Origin of the sequence: Paractinoplanes ovalisporus, assembly GCF_016834655.1 — a bacterium.
Taxonomy (GTDB): Bacteria; Actinomycetota; Actinomycetes; order Mycobacteriales; family Micromonosporaceae; genus Actinoplanes; species Actinoplanes ovalisporus.
This window is the reverse complement of the sequence record NZ_JAENHP010000022.1, coordinates 49,815-64,618: the sequence shown is the minus strand read 5'-3', so window position 1 is coordinate 64,618 and position 14,804 is coordinate 49,815. Positions and strand designations below refer to the sequence as shown.

General features: G+C 68.2%; 14 protein-coding genes. 6 read left to right on the top strand and 8 right to left on the bottom strand.

Annotated elements, in window-relative coordinates:
• Positions 1-302: 302 nt before the first annotated feature.
• On the bottom strand, positions 303-1,742 hold the full coding sequence (locus tag JIG36_RS40935; RefSeq protein WP_203381975.1) for an aminobutyraldehyde dehydrogenase: 1,440 nt from the start codon (positions 1,740-1,742) through the stop codon (positions 303-305).
• Positions 1,743-1,863: 121 nt separating this feature from the next.
• Entirely contained in the window at positions 1,864-3,120 is a 1,257-nt protein-coding gene (locus JIG36_RS40930) for a glycosyltransferase (protein ID WP_236049220.1), read from the bottom strand.
• Between the two features lie 149 nt (positions 3,121-3,269).
• Here JIG36_RS40930 and JIG36_RS40925 point away from each other — a divergent pair, with 149 nt between their 5' ends.
• From JIG36_RS40925 to JIG36_RS40915, 3 genes are read left to right on the top strand one after another with little or no spacing between them, the layout of a single operon-like run.
• Positions 3,270-3,881 carry a TetR/AcrR family transcriptional regulator gene (locus JIG36_RS40925; RefSeq protein WP_203381971.1) on the top strand — a complete coding sequence of 204 codons (612 nt, stop codon included), beginning with the start codon at positions 3,270-3,272 and terminating at the stop codon, positions 3,879-3,881.
• Complete coding sequence (locus tag JIG36_RS40920) at positions 3,878-5,026, top strand: hypothetical protein (RefSeq protein ID WP_203381969.1); 1,149 nt, start codon at positions 3,878-3,880, stop codon at positions 5,024-5,026. Before JIG36_RS40925 ends, JIG36_RS40920 begins: the two co-directional genes overlap by 4 nt.
• Positions 5,023-5,982: an SIS domain-containing protein gene (locus JIG36_RS40915; protein WP_203381967.1), complete on the top strand. Its 960-nt coding sequence runs from the start codon at positions 5,023-5,025 to the stop codon at positions 5,980-5,982. The genes JIG36_RS40920 and JIG36_RS40915 overlap by 4 nt, the downstream gene beginning before the upstream one ends.
• 117 nt (positions 5,983-6,099) lie before the next feature.
• Here JIG36_RS40915 and JIG36_RS40910 read toward each other — a convergent pair whose 3' ends face one another.
• Positions 6,100-6,330 (bottom strand): DUF397 domain-containing protein, encoded by a 231-nt coding sequence (locus tag JIG36_RS40910; RefSeq protein WP_203382178.1) that lies wholly within the window; start codon positions 6,328-6,330, stop codon positions 6,100-6,102.
• Positions 6,331-6,376: 46 nt separating this feature from the next.
• Positions 6,377-7,225 (bottom strand): helix-turn-helix domain-containing protein, encoded by an 849-nt coding sequence (locus tag JIG36_RS40905; RefSeq protein WP_203381965.1) that lies wholly within the window; start codon positions 7,223-7,225, stop codon positions 6,377-6,379.
• A gap of 231 nt (positions 7,226-7,456) precedes the next feature.
• On the opposite strand from JIG36_RS40905, the gene JIG36_RS40900 reads away from it, so the two are divergent.
• Complete coding sequence (locus JIG36_RS40900; protein ID WP_203381963.1) at positions 7,457-8,095, top strand: GOLPH3/VPS74 family protein; 639 nt, start codon at positions 7,457-7,459, stop codon at positions 8,093-8,095.
• A 62-nt stretch (positions 8,096-8,157) separates the two neighbouring features.
• Entirely contained in the window at positions 8,158-9,696 is a 1,539-nt protein-coding gene (locus tag JIG36_RS40895; protein ID WP_203381962.1) for an APC family permease, read from the top strand.
• A 210-nt stretch (positions 9,697-9,906) separates the two neighbouring features.
• Here JIG36_RS40895 and JIG36_RS40890 read toward each other — a convergent pair whose 3' ends face one another.
• Together JIG36_RS40890 and JIG36_RS40885 are read right to left on the bottom strand one after the other, a co-directional pair.
• Entirely contained in the window at positions 9,907-10,509 is a 603-nt protein-coding gene (locus JIG36_RS40890) for a GNAT family N-acetyltransferase (protein WP_236049218.1), read from the bottom strand.
• A 324-nt stretch (positions 10,510-10,833) separates the two neighbouring features.
• Entirely contained in the window at positions 10,834-11,328 is a 495-nt protein-coding gene (locus JIG36_RS40885) for an Lrp/AsnC family transcriptional regulator (protein WP_203381960.1), read from the bottom strand.
• A gap of 267 nt (positions 11,329-11,595) precedes the next feature.
• On the opposite strand from JIG36_RS40885, the gene JIG36_RS40880 reads away from it, so the two are divergent.
• Positions 11,596-13,254 (top strand): VWA domain-containing protein, encoded by a 1,659-nt coding sequence (locus JIG36_RS40880; protein WP_236049217.1) that lies wholly within the window; start codon positions 11,596-11,598, stop codon positions 13,252-13,254.
• Between the two features lie 4 nt (positions 13,255-13,258).
• On the opposite strand, the gene JIG36_RS40875 is transcribed toward JIG36_RS40880, so the two are convergent.
• Positions 13,259-13,885, bottom strand: coding sequence for an NADPH-dependent FMN reductase (locus JIG36_RS40875; protein WP_203381958.1), 627 nt, complete (start codon positions 13,883-13,885; stop codon positions 13,259-13,261).
• A 24-nt stretch (positions 13,886-13,909) separates the two neighbouring features.
• A complete protein-coding gene (locus JIG36_RS40870) occupies positions 13,910-14,608 on the bottom strand; it encodes a hypothetical protein (RefSeq protein WP_203381956.1) in 699 nt (232 codons plus the stop codon).
• Positions 14,609-14,804 lie beyond the last annotated feature (196 nt).

Here is a 14,804-nt window from a genome sequence, read left to right as displayed (position 1 = left end):
CCCCACCACGGCGACGTGAGTGAGCGGTTGCGCCCAAAACCCAAGTCAAAGGCCAAGCCCCAACGACCGGTGCCGCGCCTGACCTTGATCAAGTTGGCCTACTGGTAGTTACCCAGCCCCCGCCTCTCCACTGGGGGGCGACCCCGCAGCCAGGCTAACGAACGGGGCTGAGAGGAAGGCCGGTTGTCCACAGGCCGCATCGATGTCCACAACCGAAATGCCGCACAGCGCCCGCTGTGCGGCATTTCTGTCTTGTGGCACTGAAAGTTAAGTTGCCATTACTAAGGGCGATCAAGGGGTGGTCAGGCGGGGCGGAACGAGCCCCGGGCGGCGGGGGCGGCGTGCTTGATCATCAGGTGGCGGGTCACCGAGTACTCGCCGACGGCCTCCTGGCTCATGTCCTTGCCGAAGCCTGAGCCCTTCACGCCGCCGTGCGGTGCCTCGGAAGCGATCGGCAAGTGGTCGTTGATCCAGGTCACGCCCACGTCCAAGCGGTTCGCCACCCGCAGCGCACGTCCCACGTCCCTGGTCCAGATCGACGACGCCAACCCGTAGCGCACGTCATTCGCCAGCCGAACGGCGTGATCTTCGGGCGACGAAGACGACGAGGACGAGGACGACGAGGAAGAGAACGGCACCACGACCACGACCGGGCCGAAGATCTCGTCCTGCACGATCTCGCTGCGCTGGTCGGCGTCCAGCACCAAGGTGGGCGGGAAGTAGAAGCCCGGCCCGGAAGGAACACGGCCCCCGACCGCCACCCGAGCCCCGTCGGCCACGGCCCGCGAGACGAAGCCCGAGACCCGCTCCCGGTGCGCGGCGGAGATCAGCGGCCCGACGTCGGTCCCGGCATCCCACGGGTCACCAGCACGAACCCGCCCCAGCGCGGACGCCAGCGCCTCGACCGCGTCGTCGTAGACATCGTCCGAGACGTAGACCCGCGTCGCCGCCGTGCAGTCCTGCCCGGTGTTGTAGGTGGCACCCATCGCCACCCCGGCCGCCATCTCCTCGAGGTCGGCATCCGCGAACACGATGGCCGGCGCCTTACCCCCGAGTTCCAGGTGTACGCGTTTCAGCCCGTCCACGGCCCCCCGCATGACCTCGCGCCCGGTCGCCGTCGAGCCGGTCACGCTGACCATGTCCACGCCCGGGTCGCGGACCAGCGCCGACCCGACCTCGGCACCCCCGGTCACCGCCTGAACCAGCCCGGCCGGCGCCCCGGCTTCCTCGAAGAGCCGCACCAGGGCCAGCGTGCTCCGGGGCGTCTGCGGCGCCGGTTTGATCACCACGGCGTTGCCCGCGGCCACGGCCGGCCCGATCTTCCAGACCGCCATGATCAGCGGGAAGTTCCAGGGCGCGATGCTGCCGACCACGCCGATCGGCCGCCGGACCAGCATCGACGTGTAACCGGCGGAGAGCGTCCCGGCGCCGGTGCCGTCCAGCGACCGCGCCGCCCCGGCGAAGAACCGCAGGTTGTCCACGCCGAACGGCAACTCGCCGTCCCGCATCACCGCCAGCGGTTTCCCGGTCTCCTCCACCTCGAGCCGGGTCAGCTCCTCGGCGTCCCGCTCGACCAGGTCGGCCACGCGCAACAACACACGCGCCCGATCGCTGGGCGTCGCGTCGCGCCACTCCTCAAACGCGGCCCGGCCCCGCGCGACCGTCGCGGAGACGTCCGTGACATCGCTCTCCGGAACATCCGAGACGACCGCACCGGAGGCCGGATTGATCAATGAGGTCATGGGCGCACCGATCCCGTCACGCAAGAGGTGGTCAGGGTCACGCGCGAGCCGAGCCAGGTCACCCGCGGGCCGAGCCGAGTCACACGCGGGCCGAGCCAGCTCATGCGCGGGTCGAGCCAGGTCATGCGCGAGCCGAGCCGATCTTCTCGATGGCGTCGGCCGCCAGCCGCAGCCCGTCCGCCGACCGGATCGACTCGCTCACGGTGGCCAAGCGGGAGGCCAGCGCGGAATCCCCCAGCAGCCGGTCGATCGCCCCACGCATCTCGTCCGGCGTGAAGCGGTACGGGTCGAGGCGTACGCCAAAACCGGTCTCGTGCACCCGCTGCGCGTTGTCGTACTGGTCCCAGAAGAGCGGCAGCACGATCATCGGCTTGCCGAAGTGCATGGCCTCGGTGGTCGTGTTGTTGCCGCCGTGGGTGATCACCAGGTCGACCAGCGGCAGGATGCTGGTCTGGGGCAGGAACTCGGCGCCGATCATGTTGTCGGCCAGCTCGAACTCGGCGTGCAGCGGCCCCTTGGAGACGATGTATCGGTGCGGGGTCTCGGCCAGCGCCGCGATCACCCGCCGCATCAGCTCCACGTCGGCCGACCCGAGCGAGCCCAGGCTGAAGTAGATGATCTTGGAGCCGTCCACAAAGTCAGCGGGCAGGGAAAAGGAGGCGTCGGTCTCGCGCACGGACGACTCGAGCCGCTGCCAGGTGTCGTCGAGCGGCCGCGCCGCCGTGTAGTCCAACGCGGCCGGATAGACGTACAGGTTCAGGTCACCGTCGTGGATGAACTCCAGGTCGGGCAACGCCGGTGCGCCCTGCTCGACGACCCACGCGTTGAACGCCTCCCACATCGGACGGTGGGTGCGGTCGTACTCGGAGCGGAATTCCTCCCATCCCGTACGGTCGTCGGCCGCATAACCGCTGAACACGGGCGCGATGTCCGGGCCCTTCACCTCGAGCGGGTTGCACGACACGATCCGTACGAAGGGGACGCCGGCCGTGGTGAGCGCGGGGAACGCGACCACGTTGTCCTCGACGATGACGTCCGGCCGGACCCGGGCGATGATCTCGGTGAGGGTCGGCTGGCAGAACTTCGCGCCGTCGATCAGCTCCTGCCAGACCGGCTTGACCCAGGTGTCGAGCTGCTCGATCGTCGGCTTGCGGAACTCGGGCGCGGTGTCGCGGATGAAGTCCTTCCAGAACTGCCCGGCGTCCTGCGGGGTGTCCGGTTCTCCGGCGAGGTGCACGAGGTCTTCTTCGAAGCCCAGCGCGGTCAGCTTCCCCGCCCAGGAGGCTTCGGCGGCGAAGACCACCCGGTGGCCGCGGCGGCGCAGCACGTCGCCGATGCCGATGCAGTTGTTGGTCGGCCCGTACGCGCTCTCGGGCATGAAAAGTACCGTCAGGGGCATCGCGACTCCCGGCCTCGACGAAGCAAGCGCTTGTTGAACGGCAATTCAACAAGTGGTCTTGCGCGAGGTCAATACCCAGAGCCTATGGTTGTCGGCGACAGTTGATGATCGGAAGAAACGGAAACACCTTGGCAACCCGGAAGACCCGCAGCGAACGCCGGGCCGACCTCGTCGAGGCGGCCCGCCGGGCGATGATCCAGCACGGCCCGGGCGGGGTGCTGCTCAACCAGGTCGCCGAGGAGGCCGGGCTGACCTCCGGCGCCGTGCTCTACCACTATCCCGACCTGAGCGACCTGCTGCTCGAGGCCAACCAGGCCGGCATGGAACGCTTCTACGCCGAGCGGATGCGCCGGATCGCCGGGCTCACCGACCCGGTCGAGAAGCTGGTCGTCACGATCCGGTCGGGCCTGCCCACCGACGCCGAGGATTCCGACGTACGGCTGTTGTGCGAGCTGGGCGGGTCGGCCGGGCGCAACCGGGTCTACGCGGCCCTGCTCACTACGCTGTTCGACCGCCAGGTGTCGATGTATCAGACGATCCTCGAGCTGGGCGCCGCGCGGGGCATCTTCACGCTGGCCACCGACTCGCAGACGATCGGCCGCAATCTGGTCGCGCTGGAGGACGCGTACGGCTATCGGATCGTCGCCCGGCATCCCACGCTCGACGCCGCGACCGCCGAGGAGCTCATTCTCTCGTACGCCCGGCAGGCCACCGCCAATCCGCTGGAGCTCAGCCGATGACCGGCAGATCGGCCGAGCTGGTCCACAGGATCATCAATGGCGACGAGACCGTACGCATCTTCGTCCCCATAATTCAGGACATAGAGGCGACCGAGCGCCCGATCACCGTCGACCAGACCAACGAGTCGGTAGTCGTCGGCGAGAAACTGGTCGTCAAATGGATGCGCACCCCGGCCCCCGACCGCTCCACCCGGATCCTGGCCCACCTGGCCGCCAACGGCTTCCGCCGGATGCCCACCCCGCACGCCGCCCTCTTCGACGGCGACAACCTGGTGGCCCTGGTGACCGAGTTCCTGCCGGACGGCCAGGACGGCTACGACTGGTGCGTCGATGACCTGCTAGCCGAACTGGACGGCGGCCCACCCACTAGAATCGGGACCGAGCTGGACGACAGCGACGGCAGCCCACCCACCAGAATCGGGACCGAGCTGGACGGCAGCGACAGCGGCCCACCCACCGGAATCGGGGCCGAACTGGGCGCCCTCACCGCCGAGATGCACGCCGCCCTGGCCACGCCATCGGTTCACATTCCCCACCCGATCTTTGCCGCCGCGCCCGCCGACGGCTGGGCCGACCTGCTGGACGAGGCGCTGGCCACCGCCGACGTCGACGAGTCACCGGCCACGGCGACCGAGCCCTGGGCACCCGCCACCGACGCGGCGGAGTGGCTGAGGTCGATGCGGCCCCGGCTGGCGGCCGATCTCGACTCGCCCGCCCGCCGGAACCCGGGCCCGGCCATCCACCTGCACGGCGACCTGCACGTGGGCCAGATCCTGCGCTGGCGCGACGGCTACGCGGTGATCGACTTCGACGGCAACCCGACCCGGGCCGCGCGGGCCGAGCCGGTCGCGCGGGACGTGGCCCAGCTGCGGATGAGCGTGCTGCACGTCGCCGAGATCGCCAACAAGCGCACCGGCGGCCGGCACCGCGACGCCCTGGTCGAGTGGGGCCGCCGTGCCGCCGATGACCTGCTTACGGCGTACGGGAAAGGTCTTGATCTCGCGGGTCTCGGCGACCTGTTCCGAGGTGAGCTGCTGCGGCCGTTCGAGGTCGAGCAGGAGTGCCGCGAGCTCGTCTACGCGGACCGGTTCCTCCCCCGCTGGCGATACGCGCCGGTGGGTGTCCTGCGTTCCTGGTACGGGTGATCCGATTGCATCCCGCCCTGTTCCTGGCCGACCTCGAGGCCAAGCCGGCCGCCCTGCGCGAGCTGGCCCTTTTCGCGGGCGACGACCCGTGGGCCGTCCTCGAGAAGCCGTCGCGGGTGACCTTCGTCGGCATGGGCAGCTCCCGCTACGCCGCCCTGGTCGCGGCCCGTCGCCTGCGCCGGGCCGGCATCGACGCCGTCGCCGAGTACGCGTCCGACGAGCTACCCGACTGGGACAGCCTGCTGATCGCGATCTCGGCGTCCGGCACGAGCGCCGAGACGCTGGACGCGATCGCCGGCCGCTCCTATGTGGCGATGACCAACGATCCGGATTCCCCGCTGGCCAAGGGGGCCACGGCCGTGATCGACATGCATGCCGGAGCCGAGGCGGGCGGTGTCGCCTGCCGGTCCTTCCAGCACACGAGCCTGCTGCTGGACGCGCTGGTGCGCCGGCTGTCGGGTGAGAACACCGAGGGCACCGTACGGCTGATCGACCGCACCGCCGAGGCGACCACCGACCTGCTGGACCGCCGTGACTCCTGGCTGCCCGCGATCAGTGACCTGCTGGCCGACGGCGACGGCGTCTATCCGATCGCGCCGGTCGACCGGATCTCCTCCGCGCTGCAGTCGGCGCTCATGTTCCGTGAGGGGCCGCGCCGCCCTGCCGACGGCTGCGAGACGGGCGACTGGGCGCACGTCGACGTCTACCTGACGAAGACGCTGCGTTACCGTGCACTGCTGTTTCCGGGGTCGCGGTACGACGAGCAGGCACTCGATTGGATGCGCCGGCGAAACTCTCCCTACGTATCGGTGGGAGACGATGTGGCGGGCGCCGCGGGAACGGTTCGCTTTCGCCATGACGACGATCCGGGGGTACGTCTGGCGACCGAAACCCTGGTCGCGGAACTGGTGGCCGCGAAATGGTGGGGAGACGTCGCACAAAGTTCACCGGAATGAGTGAGAATGGTGATTCTTAGTGCGGGTGCCGCGACGCCCGGTAATCAGGGCCACGGCACCCGGAGATGACCTTCAGTATGCGCTTGGAATCTGTGCGTACCTATCGATAGGATTCGTTTACGCGTCGAGGTCGAATTCGCCGTCCTTGGCCGAGCCGAGGAAGGCCGCCCACTCCTGTTGAGTGAACATCAGTGCAGGACCGGAGCGGTCCTTGCTGTCCCGGACAGCGACGCCCTGGTCGAGGAACGCGACCTCGACACAGTTGTTTCCGCCGTTGCCGTTGCTGCGGCTGGCCTTCTTCCAGACCGCGCCGGTGAGAACAGCAGCGTTTAGCTGGTGCGTGAGCATACTCAAGCACCCCCCTTCACTATGCGGTTGTGTCGGTCGAGGTGGCCTACGCGACGAGCAGGCTCTCGATCATCTTGATGGTCATTCGGTGGTCGAGCGCCCGGGCGCTCAATCGCTCGAACTCTTGGCGGTATCGAACAACCTCGGCCGGTTGCTCTTCGTAGTAGTCTCCCGCAAGACCTTCAAGATAGACAACATCCAAATGGGTGGTCTCCCGGAACTCCAAAAGCGCTGCTGAACCGCCGAGGAAGGTGTGTTCGCCGGCACTGAAGGGGAGAATCTGCAGCATCACGTTGGGTAATTGAGCAACCTCGATCAGATGCCGAAGCTGTTCGTTCATCACCTCGTCACCGCCCACCACCCGGCGCACCACCGACTCGTCGATGATGGCGGTGAGTTCGAGCGGCCGTTCGCCGCGCAGCCGCACCTGACGGGTCAGGCGCAGGGAGACGCGGCGGTCGGTCTGCTGCGGTGACTCGTTGGACCGGCCGGTGCGGATGAGCGCGCGCATGTACGCCTCGGTCTGGAGCAGACCGGGCACGATGATCGGTTCCCAGGCGCGCATCGAGGCGGCGGCCGCCTCGAGACCGACAAAGTTGCCGGGACGCATGATGTCGCGGTAATCCGTCCACCATGTCCGCTCGCGCGAGAGCCGGGCCAGTTCGACCAGCGCCTCGCGATAGTCCTGATCACCGACGCCATAGAGCGTCAGCAGGTCTTTTACGTCGCGTGGGGTCACCGCCACACGCGCCGTCTCTATACGCGTGACTTTCGCGGCGTGCCACTCGAAATGCCTCGAGACGTTCTCTTGCGTCAGCCCTGCCGCTTCGCGACACCGTTTGAGTTCCGCTCCCAGGCGGCGACGGCGCAGGGTTGGCCCTTCATCTACGGACACCTGGACTCCCTCGGTCCTGATGGGACCGATAGTACGGCCCAGGCCTTCATGATCCAAACACGGAGCACCAAACAAAAAGTACTAGCCTTCTTGTATTGGCCCTTCCGGCGGGTACATGATGCGCGGACATCGAGTCACAGCGTTTTCTACCGACAGTGATCATCGCGGCCATGGTGGTCACTGCCAACCCGACCAAAGACCATCAAGACGTTGTCTAAGGGGCGTGGCGGCGTGTTGGCTGACCAGTACTTCCTGATCGCACACGAGGACCGCACCGGCCGGTCCCGTCTCCATCCACGTGCGACCGGCCTAGGCCTGGCCGCTGCACTACTCGGCGAGCTCATCCTCGAAGGACGGATCGGCATTTCGGACGGAGATCTGATCATCCTCGACCGGCATCCCCCGTCGGACGCGCTCGCGCACGACATTCTCGACCTGCTGGTGGCCCAGCCGCAACACCGGGACGTCCGGATCTGGCTGGCCTTCCTCTCTCAGGACGCGGCGATCCGTGTCGGTGAACGCCTTTCCCGCCTGGGCGCGGTCGAGGTCGTCACCAAACGACGGATGCTGTCGACCGAGACCCTCTATATGCCCAACAGCGCGGCGCAACGCAATGCCGCCGCGTGGGCGCCGGCCCGGCTGGCGAACCTGCTGGTCCGCGGGATCGGCATGAGCATCAGTGACCGGGTGCTGATCGGCCTGGTGGCCGCCACCGGCCTCACCCGTCACGTGCTCTACGACTTCGAAGCGCATAGGCACGCGTTCCAGTCCTTGCCGAGCGCGGTCGGATCCCTCCCCGCAGACCTGCGGGAACTCGTCGAATACACCGAAGCCTCCGTGGGCTCGGTCGTCACTGTCGGCCGTCGGTGAACGGCACCGGGCGCCACCACCTCGGGCGCCACAACTCTGATCATTGGGCCGGGAGGCTGTTGATGGCGCAGATGCAACCCGCAGAACCGGACATCGTCACGAAGGCGTTGGCCAAGAACAGGCTGGGCGTCCCGTCGGTGGTGTTCTTCGGAGTCGCGGGCGCTGCCCCGCTCACCGTGATCATCGGATCGATCACGACCATCTACGCGATCATCGGCAGCACCGCCGTACCGATCGCCTATCTGGTCACGGCGGGACTGCTCTCCCTGTTCACCGTCGGCTTCGTCGCGATGAGCCGGCACATCGTCAACACCGGAGCGTTCTACTCCTATATCTCGCACGGATTGGGTCGCATCATCGGCGTAGGAGCGGCCTTCGTGGCCCTACCGGCCTACTCCCTGATGCAGATAGGACTGTTCGGGCTGTTCGGTTCGGTCGCCAGCGGCATCCTCTCCGCCTTCGGTTTCGCCGTCCCCTGGTACGCCTGCGCGATAGCGGCCTGGTTCGCGGTGGCCATCCTCGGCCTGCTCTGGGTCGACCTGAGCGGCAAGGTCCTGGCGGTCCTGCTGGTGCTCGAGATCAGCATCGTGCTGATCTACGACCTGGTCATGATCGGCAACCCGGCCAACGGCCACATCACTTTCTCGCAGTTCTCCCCGGCACCGCTGGCGACCCCGGTGGTCGGCATCCTGCTGGTGCTGGCGATCGCCGGCTTCGTCGGCTTCGAGGCCACCGTGGTCCTCTCCGAGGAGGCCAAGGACCCGAAGCGCACGATCGCCCGGGCCACTCACATCGCGGTGATCCTGGCCGGTGTTCTCTGCTCGATCTCGGCCTGGGCGATGTCCGTCAACACCGGACCCGACCAGATCGCCGCCCGGGCCGCCGAACATCAGACCGACCTCGTCTTCCAACTCGTCGGGCCGCACCTCCCCGGCTTCCTGGTCGACCTGGGCTACGTCCTGTTCCTCACGAGCGTGTTCGCGGCGCTGCTGGCGTTCCACGCCGCGGTCTCGCGCTACCAGTTCGCTCTGGGGCGCGAAGGCGTGCTCCCGGCCGCGTGGGGCCGCACCCACCCGCGTACGGGCGCTCCTCTTCTCGGTTCCATCACCCAGAGCGTGCTGGCCATCATCGTGCTCAGCCTGTACGCCCTCGTCGGCTCCGACCCGCTGGTCTTCGTCTTCGCGTGGCTCACGACGATCGGCGGCCTGGGCGTTCTGATTCTCATGTGGGCGGCGTCGGCCGCGGTGCTGGCCTTCTTCATGAGAAACCGGCGCGGGGAAAGCGTCTGGAAGGCCTACATCGCGCCGGCCACGGCATTCCTGCTGCTGACCGTCGTGCTGGCCGCGACGTGTATCGGATTCGGCGAACTGCTCCAGGTCGACGGCGACTCGCCGTTCCAGTGGCTCATTCCGGCCCTCTATCTGGCCGTCGCCGTGGTCGGCTTCGTCTGGGCCATGATCATGCGGGCCGCGCGTCCGGAGGTGTATGCGGCGATCGGCCGTGGCACCGAGGGGCGGGTGAGTGTCGTCCCTGACAACACATCGTCGCTGCGGCCGCTGCACGCCGACCCGGTGGGCGCCCGCAGCGGATATCCCTACTGATTTCCCGAGGCTGCCATGGACGTACGCGAGACGTCGCGCCGGCCGTGGGAAAAGAACCGCACGGTGAAGGAGGTGGCCGCACTCGAAAACGCAGCTACCCGATGACCATCGCATCCCCTCCGATGTGGAGGTTGCCTATGGCATGAAGGTTTCCCCCCAGCTCCGCGGCAGACCGTCGGCAAAGTCGGCGGCCTGCCGCGTTTTGTGCCGTCAGGCCGCGGTGGGGAATTCGTAGAGCCAGTACGACTGCTGGTCGATCCGGGTGAACTTCATGTTGTCGGAGAGACGGCTCACCATCATCCGGAACACCCGCGACATCCGACGGACCTCGTCGTTGTGGTTGCAGATGTCCAGACAAACCAGGCCGTTCTGAGCCGACGCCACCATGTACATCTGCTCGACGAGCTGGGCAAACGCCTCGCGGCCCTGGGCTTCCGGGCTCACCGCGACGAAGCCGATGTACCAGATCTTGCGAGCGGCGTACTGATCGGGCCAGTGCCGCTCGAAGTACTGAGGTGCGATGAGGGGTACAGCGTCGAGATCATTCGTGTAGGTCGCTACACCGCAGATCGTGCCGTCGTCATCGAGGGCAAGATACTTGTCGACCCGTGGGTCTTCCATGACCGCGTCGAACTCGGGCCGGAACATCAGATGCCGCTGAACCGCCAGGTGGTTCAGCTCTTCGAACGCATCCCGGTACATGGTCCACATTGTCTCGTGGAGCGCTTGGTCGGTGATCCGGTCGATGACTTTGATAAGCATGCTCGGCTCCCCCGCAGGCCGCCGCCAGGTCGGCCCGCTTGTCGCACTCATCTAGATCGATGATTGTTGACCATCAGAGTACGAACCGTTAGGCGACCACGACAATGCGTGTCGGCCGATTGAATGTGCCAATTCATCTACCGGATGCGTCGAGTGCCCGTTTTGGCATGCAACTTGCAATGGCCACAGTAGATTCGTCCCTCGATTCGACAATCGGTTCAGGCCCCGGAGTACTAGACATCGTGCGCATTACCCCTGGTGCAGGCCCTTGATTGTCTTGCGGAAACGAACGAATAGCAAGATCCACGATAATGGTCAATGATCAAGAATGCACGGAGATCATTTCCCGGCCACCATACCCATTTCCAAAACGGTTCACATCACCCTCGGTGACGATTCTTGCGGATGGGTGTGCCGGCGCAGCAGGCCGTCGACGCTGTTGGGTGCGACCTCGTGCAGCACGATCGAGGTCGACGTGCGGACCACGCCCGGGGCGGCCACCACCAGGTTGGTGATGCGGTAGAGGTCGCCGGTGTCCTTGGCGACGATCCGGACCAGCAGGTCGCCGTCGCCGGTGGTGGCCAGGATCTCGACCACCTCGGGGATGCGGACGATCTGCTGCGCGGCCAGGTCGCCCTCGCGCTGGCTGAGCGACAGCGTCATGAAGGCCATCAGCGGATAGCCGAGCGAGGCGGGCTCGAGGCGGCGGGAGTATGCCCCCAGGGCCCCCGACTCCCGCATGCGGCGCAGACGCGCCTGCACGGTGTTGCGCGACATGGACAGCCGCTCGGCCAGGGCGACCACCGTCGCGTCGGGATCGGCGTCGAGCGCCAGCAGAATGCGCGCATCGGTGGCGTCCAGAGATCGCATCGTTGCCATCCTCCCCCGTCGACCGCCATTCTGCTGTGCAAACGCACAACGGGCAAGCACATGGGGATGCAGGATGCCCACCGGTGGACCGGACTCGAGTGCGTGCTTCATCTGAAATTCGTCATGGCCCGTGACCGGGATGCCCGCCACCGGGCCGCGGCTCGATCCGCAGGTGAGAGCTATCGATCGTCAACTATGTGCAGCACGGGTGAAATATTTATCCGTTCGTCCATGGCCCCGCCCGGGCGGCCCGATCATGATGTCCCGATGCCCGGTCGCCATCGACATCTTCGCCGCTCCGGAGTGATCGCCGCCCTGGCCGCGCTCGCCGTGGTCACCGTCGCCGGCGCCGGCTGGGCCGGCTATCGGCAACTGTCCGCCGAGGACTGCCCGGCCCCCGTACGGCTGAAGGTGGCCGCCCCCAACGAGATCCAGCCCGCCGTCCGCGACGCCGCCGACACCTGGGTCCGCAGCGGGGCGTGCGTCGCCGTCACCGTCAGCGTCGTCGACCCGACCACGATGGCGGCCGCGGTCGGGCGGAAGCACGGGGTCAACCTCGTGAACGGCGGTGCGAGCCGGGCCGACACCGAGGCCGACGTCTGGATCGCGGACTCGAGCACGTGGATGCTGCGGATCGCGGCCGAGGCGCCGGGGTTCACGCCGTCGATGCTGGGGTCGATCGCCGAGAGCCCGCTGGTGTTCGCCGTTCCGGCCGACCGCCCGGTGCCGGCCGCCGCCGCCCCGAAGGCCCTCGTGCAGCGGATCGCCACCGACAAGGAGCTGCGGCCCGCGGTCGTCGACCCCGAACGCGACGCCACCGGACTGGCCGGGCTGCTGCTCATCGCGGGCGCGGCGGGAGCCGACGCCACCGGCGCCAAGCTGAAGGTCGGCGCCATGCAGGCGATGTCGGCCAACCGGGCCGGCACCCGCGGCGCCCTGCTCGAAAGGTTCCAGAGCCGCTCCGGCATCGGCCTGGCCCCGCTGTCCGAGGCCGATCTGATCACCTACAACCGGAACAACCCGGCCGCCCCGCTGACCGCGGTCTACCCACCGGCGTCGGTGATGCTCGATTACCCGTACGCGGTCATGCCCGGAATCGACCCCCCGAAGGCGGCCGCCGCCGCCACGCTCCGCACCGCGCTGAGCACCGGCCTGTTCACCGCCGCGCTGGCCCGGGCGGGCGTCCGCGGCCCCGACGGCACGGCCGGTCCCGGCTTCGAGACGCCGAAGGGCGCGCCGGCCACGATCCCGCCCGCCACCCCGGTCCCGGTCAAGGCCGTCTCGCAGCTGCTCGGCAGCTGGAGCGCGATCACCCAGCCCGGCCGGATGCTGGCGGTGTTCGACGTGTCCGGCTCGATGAACGCGAAGGTCCCGACCGCCGGCGGCCTCACCCGCGCCCAGGTGACGCAGGGCGTGGCCCGGCAGGGCCTGGGGCTTCTGGACGACCGTTGGTCGGTCGGCAACTGGACCTTCTCCACCGACATGGACGGCCGGCGCCCGTGGGTCGAGAACGTGCCGATCTCGCTCTGCGCCACCCACCGCGACGAGCTCGAGGCGGCGATCGGCCGGATCGTCCCCAAGCCGGACGGCGACACCGGTCTCTTCGACACCGCGCTCGCCGCCTACCAGCGCGTCCAACAGGGCTGGCGGCCCGGAGTGTCCAACTCGGTGGTCATCTATACCGACGGCCGCAACGACAACCCCGGCGGCCTCACGATCGACGAGCTGGTCGCGAAGATGACCAGCCTGCGCGACCCGGCCCGGCCCGTCCGCATGATCATCATCGGCATGGGCACCGCGATCGACCGCGCGGAGCTGGAGGAGATCGCCCGCGCCTCCGGTTCCGGAGGAGTCTTCATCGCCACCGACCCGGCCAAGATCGGCGAGATCTTCCTGGAGGCGATCGCGAGCCGCAAGGGCGCCTGACGCCTTATCCCGCCTGCCAGTCGGGCAGGGACGACGTGTCGCGGCGCTCGATGACCGGGAACACGCTCGAATACTGCTGCCAGGCCGGGCGCGGCGGGGCCTCGGACATGGCCAGCACCCGCACCAGGGCCTGCAGCGCGTCTTGCAGGGCCTGGTGCAGGCGGAAGTCGGTGACCAGGCCGGAACGGTCGACCGCGTGCGGATCGATCGGCACCCGGATGCAGGCCGCGCGCAGCACCTTGGCGTTGGTGTGGCTGAGCACGGTCTCGAGCGTGGCGCGGGCGCCGTGGTCCTCGCCCTCACCCGAGACCGACAGCCAGGCCACCGGTTTGCCGTCGAGCAGGTTGTCCTCGATCAGCCAGTCGAGCAGGTTCTTGAGGGCGCCCGGGAGGGTGCCCGCATATTCCGGGGTGCTGATCAGCACGGCATCGGCGATGCGCACCTGATGACGCAGCAGGACGACCGTGTCGTGCGGATGTTCCTCCCCCGGCACGAACGCGGGCACGCCGCGCAGGCCCTCGAAAAGGCCGGCGTTGATGTCTTCCGGCGCGAACCGGGCGGCCGTGCGCAGGGCGGCGGTCTGCAGGGAATCCTCGCGGGTGCTGCCCGAGATCAGCAGGATGCGGGTCACGCCGCCCAGCCTAGAGCGTCCCCGTTACGAACCCGCGGCGCAGATCAGCGCGATCTGTTCGGCCACCGGCGTGGTGCCGCTGGTCTTCGGGGCGCTGCGGCCGTGGTGGCCGCTGTCGTCGCCGGGCATGTCGTCATCGGGCTTGGCATCGTCGTCGGGCTTGGCACCGTCGTCCGGCTTGGCACCGTCGTCCGGCTTGGCTTCATCGTTACCGTCGTCATCCGACCGGGGCTTGGCCAGGCGCAGCTTGTCGATCCCGGCACCGGTCACCAGGTCGGCGATCGTGGCCGGCGAGGCGCATCCCTTGCCCTTCCACGAGAGCCCGGTCTCGTCGGTGACGGTCACGGTCAACGACGACCCTTTCCCGTACGCCACCACGAGCGCGCCGGTGCTCCCGTCGTACGAGGTGACCGTGAACTTCGCCCGCGACCCGTCCTTGATCCGGGGCCGCTTGTCGTCACCGTCGCGAATGCCGTCCCCGTCCGTGTCGGCCTTGCGGGGGTCGGTGCCGGCCCGGTATTCGGCCAGGTTGCGCAGCCCGTCCCGGTCCTTGTCGCCCCGGGCGTCGTTCTTGCGCGGGTCGAGGCCGTTGGCCTTCTCGTACTTGTCGGGCATGCCGTCCCGGTCGCGGTCCTTGCCACCGGAGGCCAGCGCGGCCCCCGGGATCGACAGCGTGGCCAGGGTCGCGGCCGCAACGACGGCCACACGCAGGCGAGAGCTCATTCAGGGGGTCCTTCCGCAGGGGGGTAACAATCACGGTAGGTCGCCACCACCCCGCTCGGCTCGTCCGCCGGGCCCTTGCTCCCGACCTGCTCCCGCCCTGCTCCCCCGGCCGTTTGCATGCGATCCTGTCCCCGGTGGACGTAGATCATCGCCCGCTCCCACACCGGGGCCAAGCCCACCGACTAGCCCCACGGCC

Coding starts and splice junctions, on each gene's coding strand:
- JIG36_RS40935 (WP_203381975.1), bottom strand. CDS start 1,742: ATGACCTCATTGATCAATCCGGCCTCCGGTGCGGTCGTCTCGGATGTT.
- JIG36_RS40930 (WP_236049220.1), bottom strand. CDS start 3,120: ATGCCCGAGAGCGCGTACGGGCCGACCAACAACTGCATCGGCATCGGC.
- JIG36_RS40920 (WP_203381969.1), top strand. CDS start 3,878: ATGACCGGCAGATCGGCCGAGCTGGTCCACAGGATCATCAATGGCGAC.
- JIG36_RS40910 (WP_203382178.1), bottom strand. CDS start 6,330: ATGCTCACGCACCAGCTAAACGCTGCTGTTCTCACCGGCGCGGTCTGG.
- JIG36_RS40895 (WP_203381962.1), top strand. CDS start 8,158: ATGGCGCAGATGCAACCCGCAGAACCGGACATCGTCACGAAGGCGTTG.
- JIG36_RS40890 (WP_236049218.1), bottom strand. CDS start 10,509: ATGAGTGCGACAAGCGGGCCGACCTGGCGGCGGCCTGCGGGGGAGCCG.
- JIG36_RS40885 (WP_203381960.1), bottom strand. CDS start 11,328: ATGCGATCTCTGGACGCCACCGATGCGCGCATTCTGCTGGCGCTCGAC.
- JIG36_RS40880 (WP_236049217.1), top strand. CDS start 11,596: ATGCCCGGTCGCCATCGACATCTTCGCCGCTCCGGAGTGATCGCCGCC.
- JIG36_RS40870 (WP_203381956.1), bottom strand. CDS start 14,608: ATGAGCTCTCGCCTGCGTGTGGCCGTCGTTGCGGCCGCGACCCTGGCC.